This is a genomic window from Pseudomonas wadenswilerensis (assembly GCF_024749185.1).
GTDB classification, from domain to species: Bacteria; Pseudomonadota; Gammaproteobacteria; order Pseudomonadales; family Pseudomonadaceae; genus Aquipseudomonas; species Aquipseudomonas wadenswilerensis.
Genome location: NZ_CP087191.1, coordinates 4549552 through 4567463, shown reverse-complemented (window position 1 = coordinate 4567463; position 17912 = coordinate 4549552). Strand labels below are relative to the sequence as shown.

The window sequence follows — 17912 nt, the reverse complement described above, 5'->3', positions numbered from 1 at the left end:
AGATGTATCTTCAGATATTACTCAAGATATATCTTAAATCAAGCGTGAGAATAGGAATATTTCTCATGATGATCGTAGGAAGCGCTGAATTTGTGTAGGAATGCTTCAGGGTTTTCCTACAGATGCCTCGGATTGCCTTGATCTACACACACGGAAATCGCTCCTAAGATTCGCCACGTTTTCTTCACCTGTGAGTATTTCTCCGTGGCGCGTTCAATTTTTTTCATCGGCCTGCTCTGGGGGCTGTCATTTTTTGCCCAGGCCAGTTTCTCCGTGACCCATATCGCTCGTGAGCACACTGTGCGGCACGAACTGGAAGCCAACCTCGATCGTCTGGTCGAGCGCGCACACGAACTGATCGGCGTGCCCTATCGCTGGGGCGGCATGTCGGTAAAGGGCGGGTTTGATTGCAGTGGGCTGCTGGTCTACCTGTTTCGCCACGAGGCCGATATCAGGATTCCGCGCACCACCGCGGCCATGCTTAAGTCCGGCGCCCGGACCATCAAGCAGAGCCAGCTAAAACGCGGAGACGCAGTATTTTTCAATCGCAATGGCCAGGGCCGGATCGGTCACGTCGGCCTGTACATCGGCGAAGGGCGCTTCATCCACGCCCCCCGCACCGGCAAGAACATCCGTATCGATTCCCTGAGCAACAGCTACTGGGCCAAAAGCTATACGACTGCCAAGCGCTTCCACTAGCGCTGCACCATCCGCGGTGGCTTGCACAGGGTGTGACTGCCCGGCTCCAGGTACGGCATCAGGATTGGCGCCATGCCCTTGAGCACCTGCACCGGCAGCGCCGAGGTAAAGCGGAAGGACTCCGCGGCACGGCCGGGGACGAAGGCGGTGAGGGTGCCGAAGTGGTTTTCTCCGAGGTAGAACACAAAGGTGGCGGTACGGTTCAGCGAGCGTGAGCCGATCAGCCGCCCGCCGGCGCCGAAGCTTTCGATGCGGTTGTCGCCGGTACCGGTCTTGCCGCCCATCACCAGCGGGCTGCCGTCGGCCAGTTTGAAGCTGCCCGACACTCGCCGCGCGGTACCGGCATCCACCACTTGCGAGAGGGCGCCGCGCAGGGCCCGGGCGACTTCCACCGAAAGCACTCGCTGGCCCAGGTCGGGGTCGCTGGTCAGACGGGTTTCGTAGGGTGTGTCGGCAGCAAAATGCAGGGTGTCGATGCGCAGCACCGGCAGGCGTACGCCGTCGTTCTGGATAATCCCGATCAGTTCAGCCAGGGCTGCCGGACGGTCGCCGGAGCTGCCGATGGCGGTGGCCAGCGACGGTACCAGGTGGTCGAAGGGGTAGCCGACGCGTTTCCAGCGTTGATGAATATCGAGGAAGGCTTCGATTTCCACCAGGGTGCGGATGCGGCTGTCGCGCGCGCCCTTGTGGCGGCTCTTGAACAGCCAGCCGTAGACTTCCTGGCGTTCAAAATGGCCGGCCTGCGCCGCCTCCTGGAAGGTGGCGCTGGGGTGTTGCAGCAGATAGCCAAGCAGCCACAAATCCAGCGGATGCACCTTGGCGATAAAGCCCTGGTCGGGCAGGTCATAGGCGCCTGGCCGGTAAGCTTCGTACAGCTCTTGCAGGCGTTTCTCGGTGACGGTGTTCTGCTTGGTGGCCGGGCGTTTGTTCTCGACCCGGTCCTTTTTCAGGTGAGCCTGGACGAACGCATTGAAGGTGGCCTGGTCGGCTTCCGGAAACAGGTAACGGTGCACCGCGGCCAGGCGGATCGGTGTGACCCGCAGGCTGTCGAGGAAGGTGTCCAGGCGCTGTTGCGAGGTCTTGCGCTGGTATTTTTTCCAGAACCTGCGCATGTAATCGGTGCCTTCCTTGTCGGCAAAACGTGCCAGGTATTCCTGGCGGCGCGGTTCGGCATCGTCCTTGAGCAGGCTGGCGCTATTGCCCGGCTGCTGGTAGGTGCTGTAGCGCACCAGATCGCGCATCAGGCGAATGAACGGCAGGTTGATCGACTCGCGCAGGGCGTCCTTGAGGGTGGGGATGCGGCCGTTGTCTTCCTTGCGAAAGTTGTTGAATACATGCAGGCCGCCGCCGGTGAAGAAGGCTTCGCCGGGGCTGGCGGAGTACTTGCGCTCCAGCGCGGCGTTGAGCATGGCGCTGAGGTCGCGGTCCTTGTTCTGGACCAGGTAGTCGATGGCCCAGCGGGTGATGAAGTCCAGCTCGGCCACCTGGACTTTTTTCAGCTCGGCGGCCGGGGTAGCGGCGTACTTGTCGTGCAGTTCGGCGATTATTTCCAGGTAGCTGGTCAGTACCCGCAGCTTGGCGGTGGAGCCCAGTTCCAGTTTGCTGCCTTCGTTGATGTCGAAGGGCTGGTCGGTGCTGTCGGTTTGTACCCGCACCCTCGAGCCGTCGGCGGTACGCTCCAGCAGGGTGAAGCTGTAACGCACCTGGGTGGTGCTGGTCGGGGTCAGCAAGCGTTCGCCAAACAGGCCCATTTTTTCTGCAAAGGCCGGGTCGGCGAGGTTCTTCAGGTATTGGCTGACCTGGCCCTGCAAATCCGACTGCAGGGTGCTGGTGGCCGACAGGTCGAGACGGTCGAGGTCATACAACGGCCGGCCCAGCGCCGAAGACAGGCGGCTGCGGGCGACGCTGATGCCTTTGTTGGTAACGATCGGCTGAATGGTCGGCTGGGCCACCCAGTCGCGGTAGATGGCCGTGCTGGAGAGGGCCGCATCCGCCAGCGGCTTGTCGATGATGTTGCTGGCCGAGAGGATGCGGATGTGGCTGTCGGTCAGCAGCGCCAGTTCCGCACGCCCCTTGGACAAAAAGTGCGAGGGGCGGCGCTGGGCGATCATCAGCGACAGCACCTGGCGCAAGGCCAGGCCACGGGTGGCGAGGCTCGCGGGGTCGTTGTCGGTGGACGACAGGGCCTGGTTGACCTGGGCAAAATCAGCGCCATACCAGACGCGCAAACCCTCGGCCATGCCATGCACTTCGCCATGCCCGGGCACCGCCGACAGCGGTACGCTGTTGAGGTAGTCGCGCACGATACGCTGGCGTGTTTCCAGGGTCTGCGGGCCACCTTTATACGCGCGCACGCTGGCGGAAATCATCTGGCGGATCTTCTCGCTGCCCGAGGCGGTCAGGCCGTCGGGGGAATGCCGGTATTTTTCCAGTTGGGTCGCCAGGGTACTGCCGCCCGCCGACTGGCCGGGCAGGGCCAGGTACTTCGCCACCTGGGTATAGGCGGCCTTGGCAAAGCGCGGCCAGTCCACGGCGGGGTTGTTCAGCGGGTCGTTGGGGTCGAGCAGGTCGCGGTTTTCGATGAACAGCAGGCTGTGGACAATGACCGGCGGGATCGAGGCGAAGTCGGGGTACAGGTGCTGCGGGTAATGAAACTGGTACAGCGCATCGCCCTTGCAGTCGGTGATCGACAAGCCGGCCTGAATTTTTTCGGCGTAGGGAACGAAAAAGCCGTGATCGACGTAGTCCATCAGCGCAGGCGAAAAGCGCGTCTGCTCGTTTATCACGTAGTCGCGCTTCAGTAGGCGCGGCAGGAATTCACCCAGAGAGCTGTAGCCCAGACGCTTGTCGAACGGACCTTCACCCGGGTAGCGAATGGCATCGCTGGGGCCGGGCTGCATGGAGTAGCTGAGGGTCGCGGCGAACCGGCTGAACTCCCGGGATTGCAGGCGCGAGGTGTGTATTTCGGTAGTGACGGCGTAACCCAGGGCGATCAGGGCGATCAGCAGCACCAACCAGAACAGCCGCCACCAGAGATGGCGCTGGCGTGGGCTTTTCGGCAATGGGAGTTGTTCAGGGGGAGCTTCCGTACTGTTCGGTTCCGATTGCCACAATGCGCCCATAGTCTTCAGCCCGGCTACGTATTTTCGTCTTGCTTGCCTGAAGCTTAGACGGTGGCCGGGTTTGGTGAAAATTTTGTAGTCAGTTGCCGGGCATTTCCTAAAAACGTGTCAGAAATGCTCCTTTGGTGGAGCTTGAATTGCCCCGTTTTGGTGCTATGTTAGCCGCCCTGTTTCCTGCAGAGGCTAAAGCACGGGGAATGCCCCTCCGTAGAAGCGGATTTTGCCGAGAGTTCTCGCCAAATATCGCGCTTTATACAGTGAAATGTCCTGCAGGGGCCTTTCTATACTGCTCGCCCCTTTCGCTCTGCCGGTTTTGCACTGACGGCAGACGGGCCCGCTCACAAGGCGGTGCCCGGCGAGGCAACGCATCAAGCCCACCGGCGATGCCAGGCCTGCACGAATGGTCATATCCAATAACAAAATGAGGTTGTATTTCTATGCCAGTCGGCAACCACCCTTCTCATGGTGAGACCGCCCAGGGCGGCCCACTCAAGCGAGAACTCGGCGAACGCCACATTCGCCTGATGGCGCTGGGCGCCTGTATCGGTGTCGGCCTGTTCCTGGGTTCGGCCAAGGCCATCGAAATGGCCGGACCAGCCATCATGCTGTCCTACATCATTGGTGGCCTGGCGATCCTGGTGATCATGCGCGCCCTCGGCGAAATGGCCGTGCACAACCCGGTAGCCGGCTCCTTCAGCCGCTACGCTCAAGACTACCTCGGCCCGTTGGCGGGCTTTCTCACCGGCTGGAACTACTGGTTCCTGTGGCTGGTGACCTGCGTGGCGGAAATCACCGCGGTGGCCATTTACATGGGCATCTGGTTCCCCGAAGTACCGCGCTGGATCTGGGCCCTGGCGGCCCTGGGCAGCATGGGCGCGATCAACCTGATCGCCGTCAAGGCCTTTGGTGAGTTCGAGTTCTGGTTCGCCCTGATCAAGATCGTCACCATCATTGCCATGGTCCTGGGTGGTATTGGCGTCATCGCTTTCGGCTTCGGTAACGATGGCGTGGCCATGGGCATCTCCAACCTCTGGAGCAACGGCGGCTTCATGCCCAATGGCGTGACCGGCGTGCTGATGTCGCTGCAGATGGTGATGTTCGCCTATCTGGGCGTCGAGATGATCGGCCTGACTGCCGGTGAAGCACGCAACCCGCAAAAGACCATTCCCCAGGCCATCGGCTCGGTGTTCTGGCGCATCCTGCTGTTCTACGTCGGCGCACTGTTCGTGATCCTGTCGATCTACCCGTGGAATGAAATCGGCAGCCAGGGCAGCCCGTTCGTGATGACCTTCGAGCGTCTGGGCATCAAGACCGCTGCCGGTATCATCAACTTCGTGGTGATCACTGCTGCGCTGTCGTCGTGCAACGGCGGTATCTTCAGCACCGGACGCATGCTCTACAGCCTGGCGCAGAACGGTCAGGCCCCGGCCACCTTCGCCCGCACCTCGAGCAACGGCGTGCCGCGTAATGCCCTGTTGCTGTCGATTGCAGCCTTGCTGCTGGGCGTGCTGGCCAACTACCTGGTACCGGAAAAAGTCTTCGTCTGGGTAACCGCCATCGCCACCTTCGGCGCGATCTGGACCTGGGTGATGATCCTCCTGGCCCAGCTGAAATTCCGCGCGGGCTTGAGCAACGCCGAGCGTGCCGCACTGAAATACCGCATGTGGCTGTGGCCGCTGAGCTCCTATCTGGCGCTGGCGTTCCTGATCCTGGTGGTCGGCCTGATGGCCTACTTCGAGGAAACCCGCGTGGCCCTGTACATCGGCCCGGCGTTCCTGGTGATGCTGACCGTGCTCTACTACGTGCTCAAGCTGTCGCCAAGCACCGTGGAGCAGCGCGCTGCAAGTTCAGTGTCCTGACCCTCTGGTTGTCATGAAAAAGCCCGTATCGATGGATACGGGCTTTTTTTTGGGGGTTCTTCACGGATTGCCGGGAAAGTCGTTGGCAGCCAACAGATCTTGCAGATGTATCTGCTGCACTGCGCGCTTGAGATTCTCTGGGGGATCTGGTGAAGAACAATTAAGTACCGCACCGGCGCAGTTGCAATCCCGAGAATCGCTGCGAAGGCAGTTACGCCTTCATGGACTCAGGAGAGCCGCAGCATGACCACCCATCGACAACGTTCGTTCATCGCCACACTCTCAACCCCCTCTGGCCGCTTTGGCTTTCTCGACCAGTTGCATTCGGTCTTCTACGCCGATCCGCAACGTACCTTCACCTGGACCGGCATCAGCATCCCCAGCGCCGGGCACATGCTCGGTCACGTGAACGAGAAGCTGACGTCGGAGCCCTTGAAGCTCTACGTGCGCTTCACTGAGGGCGGCTACATCTTGTACGTCAGGAGCAAGGCCCATTTCGGTAAATGCATTGGCTACAAAAATGGTTACTTCGGTGCATTCGACCCGAAAGATCAATCGCCAGCCAAATTCGGCCTGGAAGCCGTGGGTGTTGCTGACGGCGCCAGCGGCCAAGAGATTCAACTGGGCGGTGGCGCGATTTTCAGCCGTCTGATTTCCCTGGACACAGGCAAGCCCCTCGCTCTGCGCGAGCAAACGCTCAGCTATTACCGCAATAAAGCCTGGAGGAGCAGGCCGGTCACCTGTATTGCCGCCCATGGCGCCCAGGCAATGGACTTTCACGTCAACGTCCTGGAAACCAATAGCGCCTACCTGAGTCATCCGGACGAGATCTGAACAGGTGCGATTGATCTGCGATCCCGTCGAATACGCCTATCCTGCAAACTCGATCTCTTGACCCGGCCGCGCTGGTGGCGCAACAGTCGCTTGGAACTCAGGAACGGCCTGAGCAAGGCCGGCCCCTATGTCGATTGCGGTTTTCAGGTGGCAACCGCACGCATCGGCTGGTTCAGGCGTTTGTTGAAATCCAGCCAGGCGCCGAGCAGGGCCATGACGGCGACACCCACCAGTGCGGTGAATATCTGCATGGCAAAGGCATCGCCGGCCATGGCATTGATCATGTCCGCCAAGGGCGCAAGCAGTACCCCCAGGCAGAACACCTCAAGCGAGTAGCGGCCCATGCGGCAGGTTTGCTGCGCCAGCCAGTTCTGCGTCCAGCCGCTGCCCGGCAGCAGCTTGGCCGTGACGTAGGTCAGGGCCAGGAAGTGCAACAGGCGCACCGGCGACAGGTCGGTCTTGCTGATCGGGTACAGCAGATTGTTGATACTGGCCGGCATCAGTGCATCGTGAAGCTCTGGCCAGCGCCAGGACAAGGTAATGATGCCTGCCGCCAGCGAGTAGGCGGCTGCCGCCAGAAACAGCGGTTGGCGCCGCAACGGCCGGGTTTGTGGCGGCCGTGCCTGTTGCCCGTAAAGCGCCGCTGCGCCACCGAGGATGAACAGGAACTGCCAGGTGACCGGGTTGAAATACCACACGCCATCGGAGAAGTTCGCCAGGTTCCAGCCGAACCCCGGGGCCATCAGATACACCGCCATCGATACCCCCACTACCGCCCAGGGCATGCGCATCAGCAACGGCAGCACCAGGGGCAAACCGGCCAGCAGCACAATGTACAGCGGCAGCGGGTCCATCAGGTTGGGCTTGAAGCGCAGCAACAGCTCGTCCGTCAGGGCTTGCTGAGGGTTGGTGATGAAGTGGGTAAGGCCCATCTCCTGCACCAGGTCGCGGGTCTGCACATGGCTGTTGGCGTAGAACACGATGCCCATCAACATCGCCAGCAGGAAGATATGCACGACATACAGCACCCAGGTACGGCGCAGGATCTTCACGCAGGCGATCAGGTAGCCGTCGCGTTGCAGGACTTTGCCGTAAGCCAGTACCGCGGCGTAGCCAGCGAGGAAGACGAAAACCTCCGCAGCATCGCTGAAACCGATGTTACGCAGGGTGATCTGGCCTAAAGGGTTGTGGGGGACGTGATCCCAGAAAATGAAGATCAACGCCAGGCCTCGAAAAAAATCGATGCGCGGGTCGCGTCCGTTAAGCATGGCAGCGGGCTCTTGAACAGTTGGTTAAGTAGTGACAGGCGCACGGCGGCATTCTCTCGCGCCGCACGTCGGGCGGGGGGCAGGGTGGCGGTATTCGTGGGTAATTGCAAAGGGGGCTTATTACTGAATGTCTCTATTCGCCCCTTGCGCCGTAGACCGTTGATCGCAAATCACCCGTACCTGTCAGATTTGCTAGTAGACGAACCACGGGTTACGTGGCCTGCTTGAGTTCAGCCGCAACAGCCATCGAGGCGCGACGCGCAATGGCCAACGTATGGAAAGGGTTTTCCACCTATGCCGTGATCGGTATTGCCAATACCCTGGTCCATTGGCAGCTCTTTTTCGTGCTCAGGGAAGTGTTCGCTTTAACTCAGGCCCTCAGTAATCTGCTGGCGTTTTGCGTTGCAGCAAGTCTTTCCTTTTATGTAAATGCCCTCTACACCTTCGCCGTGTCGCCTTCGTTCGGCCGCTACCTGCTGTTCATGCTGTGCCTGGGCGGGGTCAGCCTGGCAGTGGGCTGGATGGGCGACCACTGGCGGCTGCACGGGATGATCACGGTGGTGACGTTTTCCCTGATCAGTCTGACGTTTGGCTTCCTGTTGTCCAGGTGGTTGGTGTTTCGCAGGGCCGAGCCATGAAAGTCTCGCTGATCGTGCCGGTGTTCAACGAAGAGCAGGCCGTCAGGGGGTTTTACCAGGCGGTGAGGCAGGAACCCTCGCTGCAGGCCCACCTCATCGAAATCGTGTTCATCAACGATGGCAGCAGTGATCGCACGGCCGAGATCGCCCGCTCCATCGCCCTGACCGACAGCGACGTGGTGTTGATCAACTTCTCGCGTAACTTTGGCAAGGAGCCGGCCTTGTTCGCCGGCCTGGAGTACGCCAGCGGTGACGCCGTGGTGCCCATGGACGTTGACCAGCAGGACCCGGTGGCGGTGGTTGCGCAGTTGATTGATGAATGGCAGAACGGCGCCGACGTGGTTCTGGCCAAACGCCGGGACCGCTCCAGTGATGGCTACCTCAAGCGCCGCAGCGCCTCGCTGTTCTATCGCCTGCTTAATCGCATCGCCTATACCCATATTGAAGAAAACGTCGGCGATTTCCGCTTGATGGACCGCAAGGTGGTGGACGTGATCAAGACCCTGCCCGAACAGCAGTTGTTCATGAAAGGCGTGCTGTCGTGGGCGGGGTTCAATGTTGCCATTGTTGAATACGACCGCGCGGCGCGGGCAGTGGGCCGCAGCAAGTTCAACGCCTGGCGCCTGTGGAACCTGGCGCTGGACGGCATCACCTCGTTCAGCACCTTGCCCTTGCGCCTGTGGAGTTACCTCGGCGCGTGCATTTCTTTATTGGCGTTGCTGTACGCCGGTTACCTGGTAGTAGACAAGATCCTGTTCGGCAACGATGTGCCCGGATATCCGTCGTTGATGACAGCGATTTTGTTCCTCGGTGGGGTACAGCTGATCGGCATCGGCATATTGGGGGAATACATCGGCCGTATTTACATGGAGGCCAAGCATCGTCCTCGCTACGTTATAAAAAGTATTGTCGGAAAACCCGAGCAGCACACCCATAGGCCTTTGCTCAAGGAGAGCAGATGAGCCTGACGCTGCGCCTGCGGACTCAGGTTGCATGGCCGCTGGCTTGCTTGGCCATATTGCTGCTGAGCAGCGCTGTGCGTCTTTACCAGGTAACACAACCGGTGCTCTGGTACGACGAAGCTTTTTCCGTGGCTCTGAGTGCCTTGTCACCGTCGCAGATCCTGTTCCACACCGCTCGCGACGTTCATCCGCCGTTGTACTACCTGCTATTGCATTATTGGATGCACTGGCTGGGCAGCGACGTGTTGGCCCTTCGTGGCCTTAGTGTGTTCACGGGCGTGCTGACGGTGGCTCTGGGCATGTGGCTAACGCGCAGACTGGCCTCCCTGCGAGCAGCCTTGATCGCCGGGTCATTGCTGGCGCTGCTGCCCATCGCGGTGCGTTACAGCCAGGAAGTACGGATGTATTCGTTGCTGGGCATGTTGTTACTGGCAGCAACCTTTGTGCTTTTGCTCTGGGTGAGCAGACCGGCACAAAAGCCTCTCCTGATGCTTTATGCAATGCTGATGGTGGCCGGGCTGTATACCCACTATTTCACCGTACTCTGCGCCGCGGCGCATTGGTTGTATCTGTTATGTGTGAAGGATACACGGCGTCTTGTTCGAGCCTGGCCGTGGTGGCTGTGCAATGTGGCAATCGCGCTCGCCTATCTGCCTTGGCTGCCCTCGCTGGTGGGGCAGTTGGGACATACTTCGGCAGTCTCCTGGATTCCTCGGGTGACACTTGAAACGCTTCCTGCTGCCGTGTGGCAGTTTTTCACCCTCGATAACGGTAGTGCTTATCCTCGGCCGATATTCCTGGTGATGCCAATGGTGTTGCTCGTTGCCTCGGTTTTTATTCTGCGCAGGGATAGGCAGGCCTTGCGCCCGAACGCTCTGATCGTAGCGTCCAGTTATGTTCCACTTGTGCTGGTGTGGTGCATTTCATTCGCGATGCCGCTGTTCGTCGAACGCTATCTGTTGTTCGCGGCTGTCGGTTTGCCGATTGTGCTGGCATTGGCGCTGGATCGCCTTGCAGCCAGTCATCGTGGCTTGGCCTGGCTGTTGGCCGCCGCTTGCCTGACGCTGGAAGTGACCGGCATTGCGCGTATCTACAGCCAGCAGCACAGCTTGAATGATGCCGTAGGCTGGTATGTCAATCGCCTGGATGTTGTGGTCGATGGGGTCAGCGCACAGTGGCAGCAGGGAGACTTGATAGTTGTCGATGGCCTGTATTGGTACTTCAGTGTGGCGTACTACAACAGGACCGGTAGCATACCGTTGATCTATGAAAATGGTGCGAAGGGCGATAGTACCGGCACCTCGAGCTCCAGCTATGGTGGTGCGACATTGCTCTTTTCCCGGGCGGAGCACTTGTACGTACAGATGCCTCAAGCGTTAGCACCGAAATCCGGCAGGGTATGGTGGGTAGGTGGCGTTCCGGGCCCTGGTAAGGAGCGTCACTTGCCCGGTAACTGGACCAAGCTGGCGGAAATCAGGGCGGGAGAGACCCGGGCAATGCTGTTCGCAGTGCCCGAGCGATCAGAGTCGCAGACGACTGGCCATTGAACCTGTCAGGCGGCCAGCGGTTCGAAACTGTCGGCCCGCGCCATCTGCCACATCCGCGAGTAGAACTCGCCATTGACCTCGTCATTGAGCAATTCACCCGGCTTGAGGAATACATGCATCTGCGAGAACAGCTTGATCTCGGTGGCCGAGATGCGCCGCACCAGGTGCCTGGCTTCCAGCTGCGAGGGGTGATCGAGGCCGGCGGCGGCAAGCATCTCGGCCAGGGCCTTGAGGGTGTTGTGGTGGAAGTTGAATACTCGCTCGGCCTTGTCGGGCACCACCAGGGCGCGCTGGCGCAGCGGGTCCTGAGTGGCGACGCCGGTCGGGCATTTGTTGGTGTGGCAGCTTTGCGACTGGATGCAGCCGATGGCAAACATGAAGCCGCGCGCCGAGTTGGCCCAGTCGGCGCCGATGGCCAGCACGCTGGCAATGTCGAAGGCGCTGACGATCTTGCCGCTGGCGCCGAGCTTGATCTTGTCGCGCAGGTTCAGGCCCACCAGGGTGTTGTGCACGAACAGCAGGCCTTCGCGCAGCGGCACGCCGATATGGTCGGTGAATTCCACGGGCGCAGCGCCGGTGCCACCTTCCTTGCCGTCGACGACGATGAAGTCGGGCAGGATGCCGGTTTCCAGCATGGCCTTGGCAATGCCCATGAACTCCCACGGGTGACCGAGGCAGAACTTGAATCCTACCGGCTTGCCGCCAGACAGCTCACGCAACTGGGCGATGAACTGCATCATCTCGATCGGGGTGGAGAAGGCGCTGTGACGTGACGGCGAGATGCAGTCTTCACCCATCAGGATGCCGCGGGTCTCGGCAATCTCGCGGGTGACCTTGTGCTTGGGCAGGATGCCGCCGTGGCCGGGTTTGGCACCCTGGCTCATCTTGATCTCGATCATCCGCACCTGCGGGTTGCGCGCCTGTTCGGCGAAACGCTCGGGGTCGAAGCGCCCGTCCGAGGTGCGGCAGCCGAAGTAGCCGCTGCCCAGCTCCCAGGTCAGGTCGCCACCGTGCTCGCGGTGATAAGGGCTGATGCTGCCTTCACCGGTGTCGTGAGCGAAGTTGCCGAGCTTGGCGCCCTGGTTCAGGGCGCGGATGGCGTTGGCGCTGAGCGAACCGAAACTCATGGCCGAGATGTTGAATACCGAAGCCGAGTACGGCTGTTTGCACTGCGGGCCACCGACGATTACCCGAAAGTTCGACGGGTCGCTGAGCTGCGCCGGGCGCATGGAGTGGCCGATGAACTCGAAACCGGACTGGTACACGTCGATCAGGGTGCCGAAGGGTTTGTCCGATGCTTCGTTCTTGGCCCGCGCATACACCAGCGAGCGCTGCGCCCGGGAAAACGGCAGGGCATCGCTGTCAGCCTCCAGCAGGTACTGGCGGATTTCCGGGCGAATGCCTTCGACCAGATAGCGGATGTTGCCGAGGATCGGGTAGTTGCGGCGCACCGCGTGACGGCTTTGCAGCAGGTCGCCGAGGCCGATCAGGCTGAGCACGGCGGTCACCAGGGTGAACGGCCACAGCCATTCGTGGTGGAGAAAGGGCAGGCTGGCCAGGGTGAACAACACACAGGCAGCGAAGAAGGCGTAGCGGCTGAGAAGTGACAGGCTCATACGGTTTCCTTGCGATGGCGCGGTCAGGCTCAGGGCCTGGTCAAACCCCGACCTTATCCCGGTTGGGGATTAAAGCGCCAGCCCGCAGCGCGCAAGGGCTGCAAGCTTCATCTTGGAATCGAAAATCATTTGTATTTGCGATTTATTGATATGTTATATAGTATCAATTCATCTTCGTTCATTTTCCCGAGAGGCTTGGCCATGAAACCCGGCATTCACCCCGACTACCGTCCTGTGTTGTTCCACGACACCGCTGCAGATGTGTATTTCCTGATCGGCTCGACCGTCGACACTGACCGCAGCCATACCCATAGTGACGGCAAGATCTACCCCTATGTGGCTCTGGATGTGTCCAGTGCTTCGCATCCGATCTATACCGGCCAGCAGCGCAAGGCTACGGTCGAAGGCCGGGTGGCTGGCTTCAACAAGCGTTTCGCCGGGTTCGCTGCGCCGCAGGTCAAGTGACCAGGGCAGGATCGCGGATCAAACGACCGCGCCACTCGCCCTGCGCCGCCAATTCATCGTCACCACTGAACTGGACCTTGCCGGCAATCAGCGTCGCCACCGGCGCACCATCCAGATAGAGCAGGCGGTTGCCGCTGACCGCCGGGACCTTGTTGCCTGGCAGCAGGGTGCCGACCAGGTTCAGCGGGTCGCTGGCGCAGATTGCAACCAGGCTGCCATCGAGCGGGCGCCGGCGCACTTCACGTAGCAGCGCCACGGCCTCGGGCAGGGCAAACTGCTCGCCGGCCAGGCCACTGATAAAGCGCCCGCCACGGATTTCGCCACGGGCTTCCAGGCGGTGGTAGCAGCGCAGCAGTTCGCGCCAGCTGGGCAGCCAGTCGGCTTCGCGTTCGAGCAAGCGCCAGCAGATCACGCCATAGCGGCGCAGCAAGGTGCGGGCGATGTGTTCGAGGTCTTCGTCGCGCTTGGCGTTGGGTTTGCGCAGCAGGGCCCAGCGCCCGGCGTCTTGCATGCCGCCGAACAACGGCCCGCGACCGCGGCGATGGCTGCGGCCCTGGCGTTTGCTGGCCGGGGTGATCAGGGCGCGCAGGCCGGCAAAGCTGTCGGCGCTGATCAAGCCGGCGGCCACCAGCTCCTGCAGGGCGTTCTCCAGTTCGCTGGGCAGCAGGTGGGCGTCTTGCACCAGCTCTTCGAAGAACAAGGCGCCGTGCTCGCTCAAGACGGTGTGCACGCGCTGGGCACGCAGGCTCAGTTCACTGCTGTCCAGCGCCGGGCTCAGGGCCCGCCACAAACCCAGGCGAGCCCGTGGCAGCAGCACCAGTGGCGTGCTGCGCAGGGTACTGGCTGCGGCACTCGGGGCCAGACGCGCCCAGGCGTATTTGCCGGCGCGGCAGGCTTCGTCGAGCCAGCGCGGGCTGTAGTCCTTGAGCCGGGTGGGCAGCAGGTCGCTTTCCCAGGCTGCTGCAGCTGCCGGGTAACCTTCGAACTGATCGAGCACGGCACTCAGCGCTGCCTGCCCTTGCAGGCGCGAGGCGGGCGACAGGTGCTGCCAGTCGAACAGAAAACGCATGAAGTCCTGCAGGCTGACCGGTTCGATTTCCCGGCGCAGGCGCTTGATGGTGTAACGATGAATGCGCGCCAGCAGGTGGCGTTCGCACCATTGCAGTGCCTGCTGGCCCGGCTGCTGGCTCGGCTGGAAGTACCCGCGCAGCACGTAACCTTCGCCTTCCAGGCGGGCCAGGGCCTGCTCGATGGCGCTGATCGACAGTTGCAGCGGTGCGGCAATCTGCTCGCTGGTCAGCGGGCCGAAACCGCTCAGGCGCGCGCGCAGCAGCTCGACCAGCGCCGCATCGGCGTCCATGGCTTGAGCAAAGCCGGGCAGGGCGGCGACCTCAGGCGTGACGACAGCCTGCGGATAAAGGGTGCGCAGCAGTACCAGGCGTTCGCGGGCCAGCCACAACGCTTGCCCCCCAGCCAGTTGCAGACGGCAGGCGCGGCCTTCCTTGCCCAGCGCCGCCAGCCAGTCCTGCCAGCCGTCATTGGCCTCGGCTTCGGCCTGGCTGATACCGGCCAGGCTCATCAAGGCTTCATGCATTTCGTCGCTACGGGTTGGCATTGGCCAGGCTTCGGCTTGTACCGCGGCGATTGCCTCCGGATCCAGCGCGCCCAGGTCATCGCTGCTCTGCGCTTGATTCCAGCGGCGGTTGAGTACGGCCTGGGTACGCCGTTCTTCCAGCGGTGCGTCATCCAGGAAGGTATAGGGCCGTGCGTTGAGAATGGCCGAGGCCAGCGGCGAAGGTGCCGGCAGGTCACGGGCAACCAGCTTGATCCGGCCTTGCTCGATACGCCGCAGCAGCGCCAGCCAGCCTTCGCTGTCCATGGCCTCGTGCAGGCAGTCGTCGAGGGTTTGCTCGACCAGCGGGTGGTCGGGTATCTGCCGCTCGCCGGCAAGGTTTTCCAGGCAGGCGATCTGGTCGGGGAACACCGCGGCAATCAGGTCTTCGCTTTTCATCCGCTGGATCTGCGGCGCCACCTTGCGCCCGCCGACAAAACGCGGCAGCGCCAGTGCGGTACCGGCATTCCAGCGCCAGCGCACACCGAACAGCGGCGCATCGAGCAGGGCCTGAACCAGGATCGACTCGGCGCTGTTGCTGTGCAGGTAACACCAGACCTCTTCCAGGGCAAAACTGTGGCTGGCCGACAGCGACAGGACAATCGCGTCTTCGCTGGCCGCAGCCTGCAGTTCGAAGTTGAAGGTGCGGCAAAAACGCTTGCGCAGGGCCAGGCCCCAGGCGCGGTTGATGCGGCTGCCGAACGGCGAATGGATGATCAGTTGGGTGCCGCCGGACTCGTCGAAAAAACGCTCCATCACCAGGGTTTGCTGCGAGGGCAGGGCGCCGAGCACCTGGCGGGTGTGGGCCAGGTACTCAAGCAATGGTTCGGCGCTGTCCAGGCTCAGGCCCAGTTCGGCCGTGAGCCAGTCGAGCAGCGGTTGCAGCTGGCCATCGCTATCGCTCAGGCGCTGGTCGATCTCGCCTTGCAGGCGCGCGACGCCTGCTGACAGCTCATCACTGCGCCCCGGCGCTTCGCCGAGCCAGAACGGGATGCTCGGCGGCAGGCCCTTGGCGTCCTCGACCCGCACCCGGCCGCTTTCCACGCGCAAGATGCGGTAGGAGGCGTTGCCCAGCTGGAAGATATCGCCGGCGATGCTTTCGACCGCGAAGTCTTCATTGACGGTGCCGATGTTCAGGCTCTGGGGTTCGAGCACCACGGTGTAGTCGGCGTTATCAGGGATGGTGCCGCCGCTGGTCAAGGCCGTCAGCTGGCTGCCACGCCGCCCGCGCAGGGTGGCGTTGACTGCATCACGGTGCAGGTAGGCGCTGCGGATGCCCAGGCGGCCATTGAAGCCTTCGCCAAGCATGCGCAACAGCGCCTGGTAATGGTCTTGATCCAGCTCGGCGTAGGGCATGGCCCGGCGCAGGCAGTCGAACAGCGCCTGCTCGTGCCACTCCTGGTTGCTGACCTCGGCGACGATCTGTTGCGCCAATACGTCCAGCGGAGCTTGCGGTACCTGCAAGCGGTCCAGCTCGCCGCGGCGTACGCAATCGAGCAGTGCCGCGCATTCGATCAGGTCGTCGCGCGACAGCGGGAACAGCCGGCCTTTGGGCGTGCCCTCGACCTGGTGCCCGGAGCGCCCGACCCTTTGCAAAAACGCGGCAATCGAACCGGGCGAGCCGATCTGGCACACCAGCTCGACTTCACCGATATCGATGCCCAGCTCCAGCGAGGCGGTGGCCACCAGCACCTGCAGCTCACCGCGCTTGAGCCGTTGCTCGGCGTCCAGGCGGTATTCCTTGGCCATGCTGCCGTGGTGCGCAGCCACGGCATCGCGGCCCAGGCGCTCGCTCAAATGGCGGGTCAGGCGTTCGGCCAGGCGCCGGGTGTTGACGAACACCAGGGTGGTGCGATGCTCGCGGGCCAGGGCCGCCAGACGGTCGTAAACCAGGCCCCAGACATCAGTAGCCATCACCGCCCCGAGTGGCACCGGCGGTACTTCCAGGCCCAGGTCACGGGGACGGGCATGGCCGATATTGACGATGGCGCACTCGCGCGCCTTGCCTGCCAGAAATTGCGCCACCCGCTCGACCGGTCGTTGCGTGGCCGACAGGCCGATGCGCCGCAATGTCCGGCCACACAGCGCTTCAAGGCGCTCCAGGCTCAGGGCCAGATGACTGCCGCGCTTGTTGCCGGCCAGGGCGTGGATCTCATCGACAATCACCGTGTGTACGCTGGCCAGGCCCTGGCGCCCGGAGGCCGAGCCGAGCAACACATACAGCGATTCGGGGGTGGTGACCAGGATATGCGGCGCCTGGCGGCGCATGGCCGTGCGTTCCTTTTGCGGGGTGTCGCCACTGCGTACCGCCGTACGGATTTCCAGCGGCTCCAGGCCTTGTTCGGCCAGCACCGCGTTGATCCCGGCCAGCGGCGCCTGCAGGTTGATCTGGATATCGTTGGACAGCGCCTTGAGTGGCGAGACGTAGACCACCTGGGTCTGGTCTGGCAGGTTTGCGCTGGCCAGGCCCTGTTCGAACAGCTCGTCGAGGATCGCCAGGAAGGCGGTCAGGGTTTTGCCTGAACCGGTGGGTGCGGCGACCAGCAAGGATTGCCCGCTGCGAATCAACGGCCAGGCCCGGGCCTGGGCGGCGGTTACCGTTGGGAACTGGCGCTGGAACCAGGTGCGGACCGCGGGGTGGAAGGCGTCCAGTTCCGGGTGCTTGAGGGCGGGGAGGTTCATGGGCTGTTTATGCGGCCAATGGTGCGGGGTTGCAAGGGGCGTTCGTCAGACCGGTGTGTGGGAGCGGGCTTGCCCCGCGATGCAATCGCACAGGCCAGCCTGATCGCGGGGCAAGCCCGCTCCACCATTGAAAGGCCCCCGCCAACATGTGATCCTTGCGCGCTTTCCCGTTCACGAGCGTCCCATGAGCAAAACCATCCGCATCGCCGCTGCCCTCCTGCTTGACCCGCAAGGCCGTACCCTGCTGGTGCGCAAGCGCGGTACCCAGGCGTTCATGCAGCCTGGCGGCAAGATCGAGGCCGACGAGCAGCCGGTCAATGCCCTGGCCCGCGAGCTGTTCGAAGAACTGGGCCTGGCGATCGAGCCGCACGACGCCGAGTATCTGGGCCAGTTCAGTGCCCCGGCCGCCAACGAGCCGGGTTTTGTAGTCCAGGCCGAGATTTTCAAGGTGCACACCGCCATGCCGGTCGAGCCCGCCGCAGAAATCGAAGAAGTGGTGTGGATCTCGGCACGCAAGCAACTGACCCTTGAGCTGGCTCCGCTCACACGGGACTTGATTCTGCCCCTGTACCGGCAGTTAACTACAACCCCTGCCTGATCTCACTTGC

At 62.1% G+C, this 17912-nt stretch carries 12 protein-coding genes; 8 read left to right on the top strand and 4 right to left on the bottom strand.

What is annotated here, in order from left to right:
• Positions 1-282 precede the first annotated feature (282 nt).
• A complete protein-coding gene (locus tag LOY45_RS20940) occupies positions 283-699 on the top strand; it encodes a C40 family peptidase (RefSeq protein WP_420832727.1) in 417 nt (138 codons plus the stop codon).
• Here the strand turns inward: LOY45_RS20940 and LOY45_RS20935 are convergent.
• Positions 696-3821: a transglycosylase domain-containing protein gene (locus tag LOY45_RS20935; RefSeq protein ID WP_258578302.1), complete on the bottom strand. Its 3126-nt coding sequence runs from the start codon at positions 3819-3821 to the stop codon at positions 696-698. The two genes, LOY45_RS20940 and LOY45_RS20935, sit on opposite strands and share 4 nt — an antisense overlap.
• Positions 3822-4258: 437 nt before the next feature.
• On the opposite strand from LOY45_RS20935, the gene LOY45_RS20930 reads away from it, so the two are divergent.
• The gene (locus tag LOY45_RS20930) at positions 4259-5680 is read left to right on the top strand and encodes an amino acid permease (protein WP_115085593.1); all 1422 of its coding nucleotides are present in this window, start codon (positions 4259-4261) and stop codon (positions 5678-5680) included.
• Between the two features lie 243 nt (positions 5681-5923).
• The gene (locus LOY45_RS20925; protein ID WP_258578301.1) at positions 5924-6514 is read left to right on the top strand and encodes a hypothetical protein; all 591 of its coding nucleotides are present in this window, start codon (positions 5924-5926) and stop codon (positions 6512-6514) included.
• Positions 6515-6657: 143 nt separating this feature from the next.
• Here the strand turns inward: LOY45_RS20925 and LOY45_RS20920 are convergent, their stop codons facing one another.
• Complete coding sequence (locus LOY45_RS20920; RefSeq protein ID WP_258578300.1) at positions 6658-7782, bottom strand: OpgC family protein; 1125 nt, start codon at positions 7780-7782, stop codon at positions 6658-6660.
• Between the two features lie 263 nt (positions 7783-8045).
• On the opposite strand from LOY45_RS20920, the gene LOY45_RS20915 reads away from it, so the two are divergent.
• From LOY45_RS20915 to LOY45_RS20905, 3 genes are read left to right on the top strand one after another with little or no spacing between them, the layout of a single operon-like run.
• The gene (locus tag LOY45_RS20915; protein WP_258578298.1) at positions 8046-8420 is read left to right on the top strand and encodes a GtrA family protein; all 375 of its coding nucleotides are present in this window, start codon (positions 8046-8048) and stop codon (positions 8418-8420) included.
• Positions 8417-9382: a glycosyltransferase family 2 protein gene (locus LOY45_RS20910; protein WP_258578297.1), complete on the top strand. Its 966-nt coding sequence runs from the start codon at positions 8417-8419 to the stop codon at positions 9380-9382. The genes LOY45_RS20915 and LOY45_RS20910 overlap by 4 nt, the downstream gene beginning before the upstream one ends.
• Positions 9379-10929 carry a glycosyltransferase family 39 protein gene (locus tag LOY45_RS20905; RefSeq protein WP_258578296.1) on the top strand — a complete coding sequence of 517 codons (1551 nt, stop codon included), beginning with the start codon at positions 9379-9381 and terminating at the stop codon, positions 10927-10929. Before LOY45_RS20910 ends, LOY45_RS20905 begins: the two co-directional genes overlap by 4 nt.
• A gap of 5 nt (positions 10930-10934) precedes the next feature.
• Here LOY45_RS20905 and LOY45_RS20900 read toward each other — a convergent pair whose 3' ends face one another.
• Entirely contained in the window at positions 10935-12545 is a 1611-nt protein-coding gene (locus LOY45_RS20900) for an FMN-binding glutamate synthase family protein (protein ID WP_258578295.1), read from the bottom strand.
• 201 nt (positions 12546-12746) lie between these two features.
• Between LOY45_RS20900 and LOY45_RS20895 the strand changes: the two genes are divergently transcribed.
• Positions 12747-13010: a type B 50S ribosomal protein L31 gene (locus LOY45_RS20895; RefSeq protein ID WP_115085600.1), complete on the top strand. Its 264-nt coding sequence runs from the start codon at positions 12747-12749 to the stop codon at positions 13008-13010.
• On the opposite strand, the gene LOY45_RS20890 is transcribed toward LOY45_RS20895, so the two are convergent.
• On the bottom strand, positions 13003-17304 hold the full coding sequence (locus LOY45_RS20890; protein WP_258578294.1) for a DEAD/DEAH box helicase: 4302 nt from the start codon (positions 17302-17304) through the stop codon (positions 13003-13005). The genes LOY45_RS20895 and LOY45_RS20890 overlap by 8 nt on opposite strands.
• A gap of 184 nt (positions 17305-17488) precedes the next feature.
• Between LOY45_RS20890 and LOY45_RS20885 the strand changes: the two genes are divergently transcribed.
• Positions 17489-17902, top strand: a complete 414-nt coding sequence (locus LOY45_RS20885) for an NUDIX hydrolase (RefSeq protein ID WP_115085602.1) — start codon at positions 17489-17491, stop codon at positions 17900-17902.
• Positions 17903-17912 lie beyond the last annotated feature (10 nt).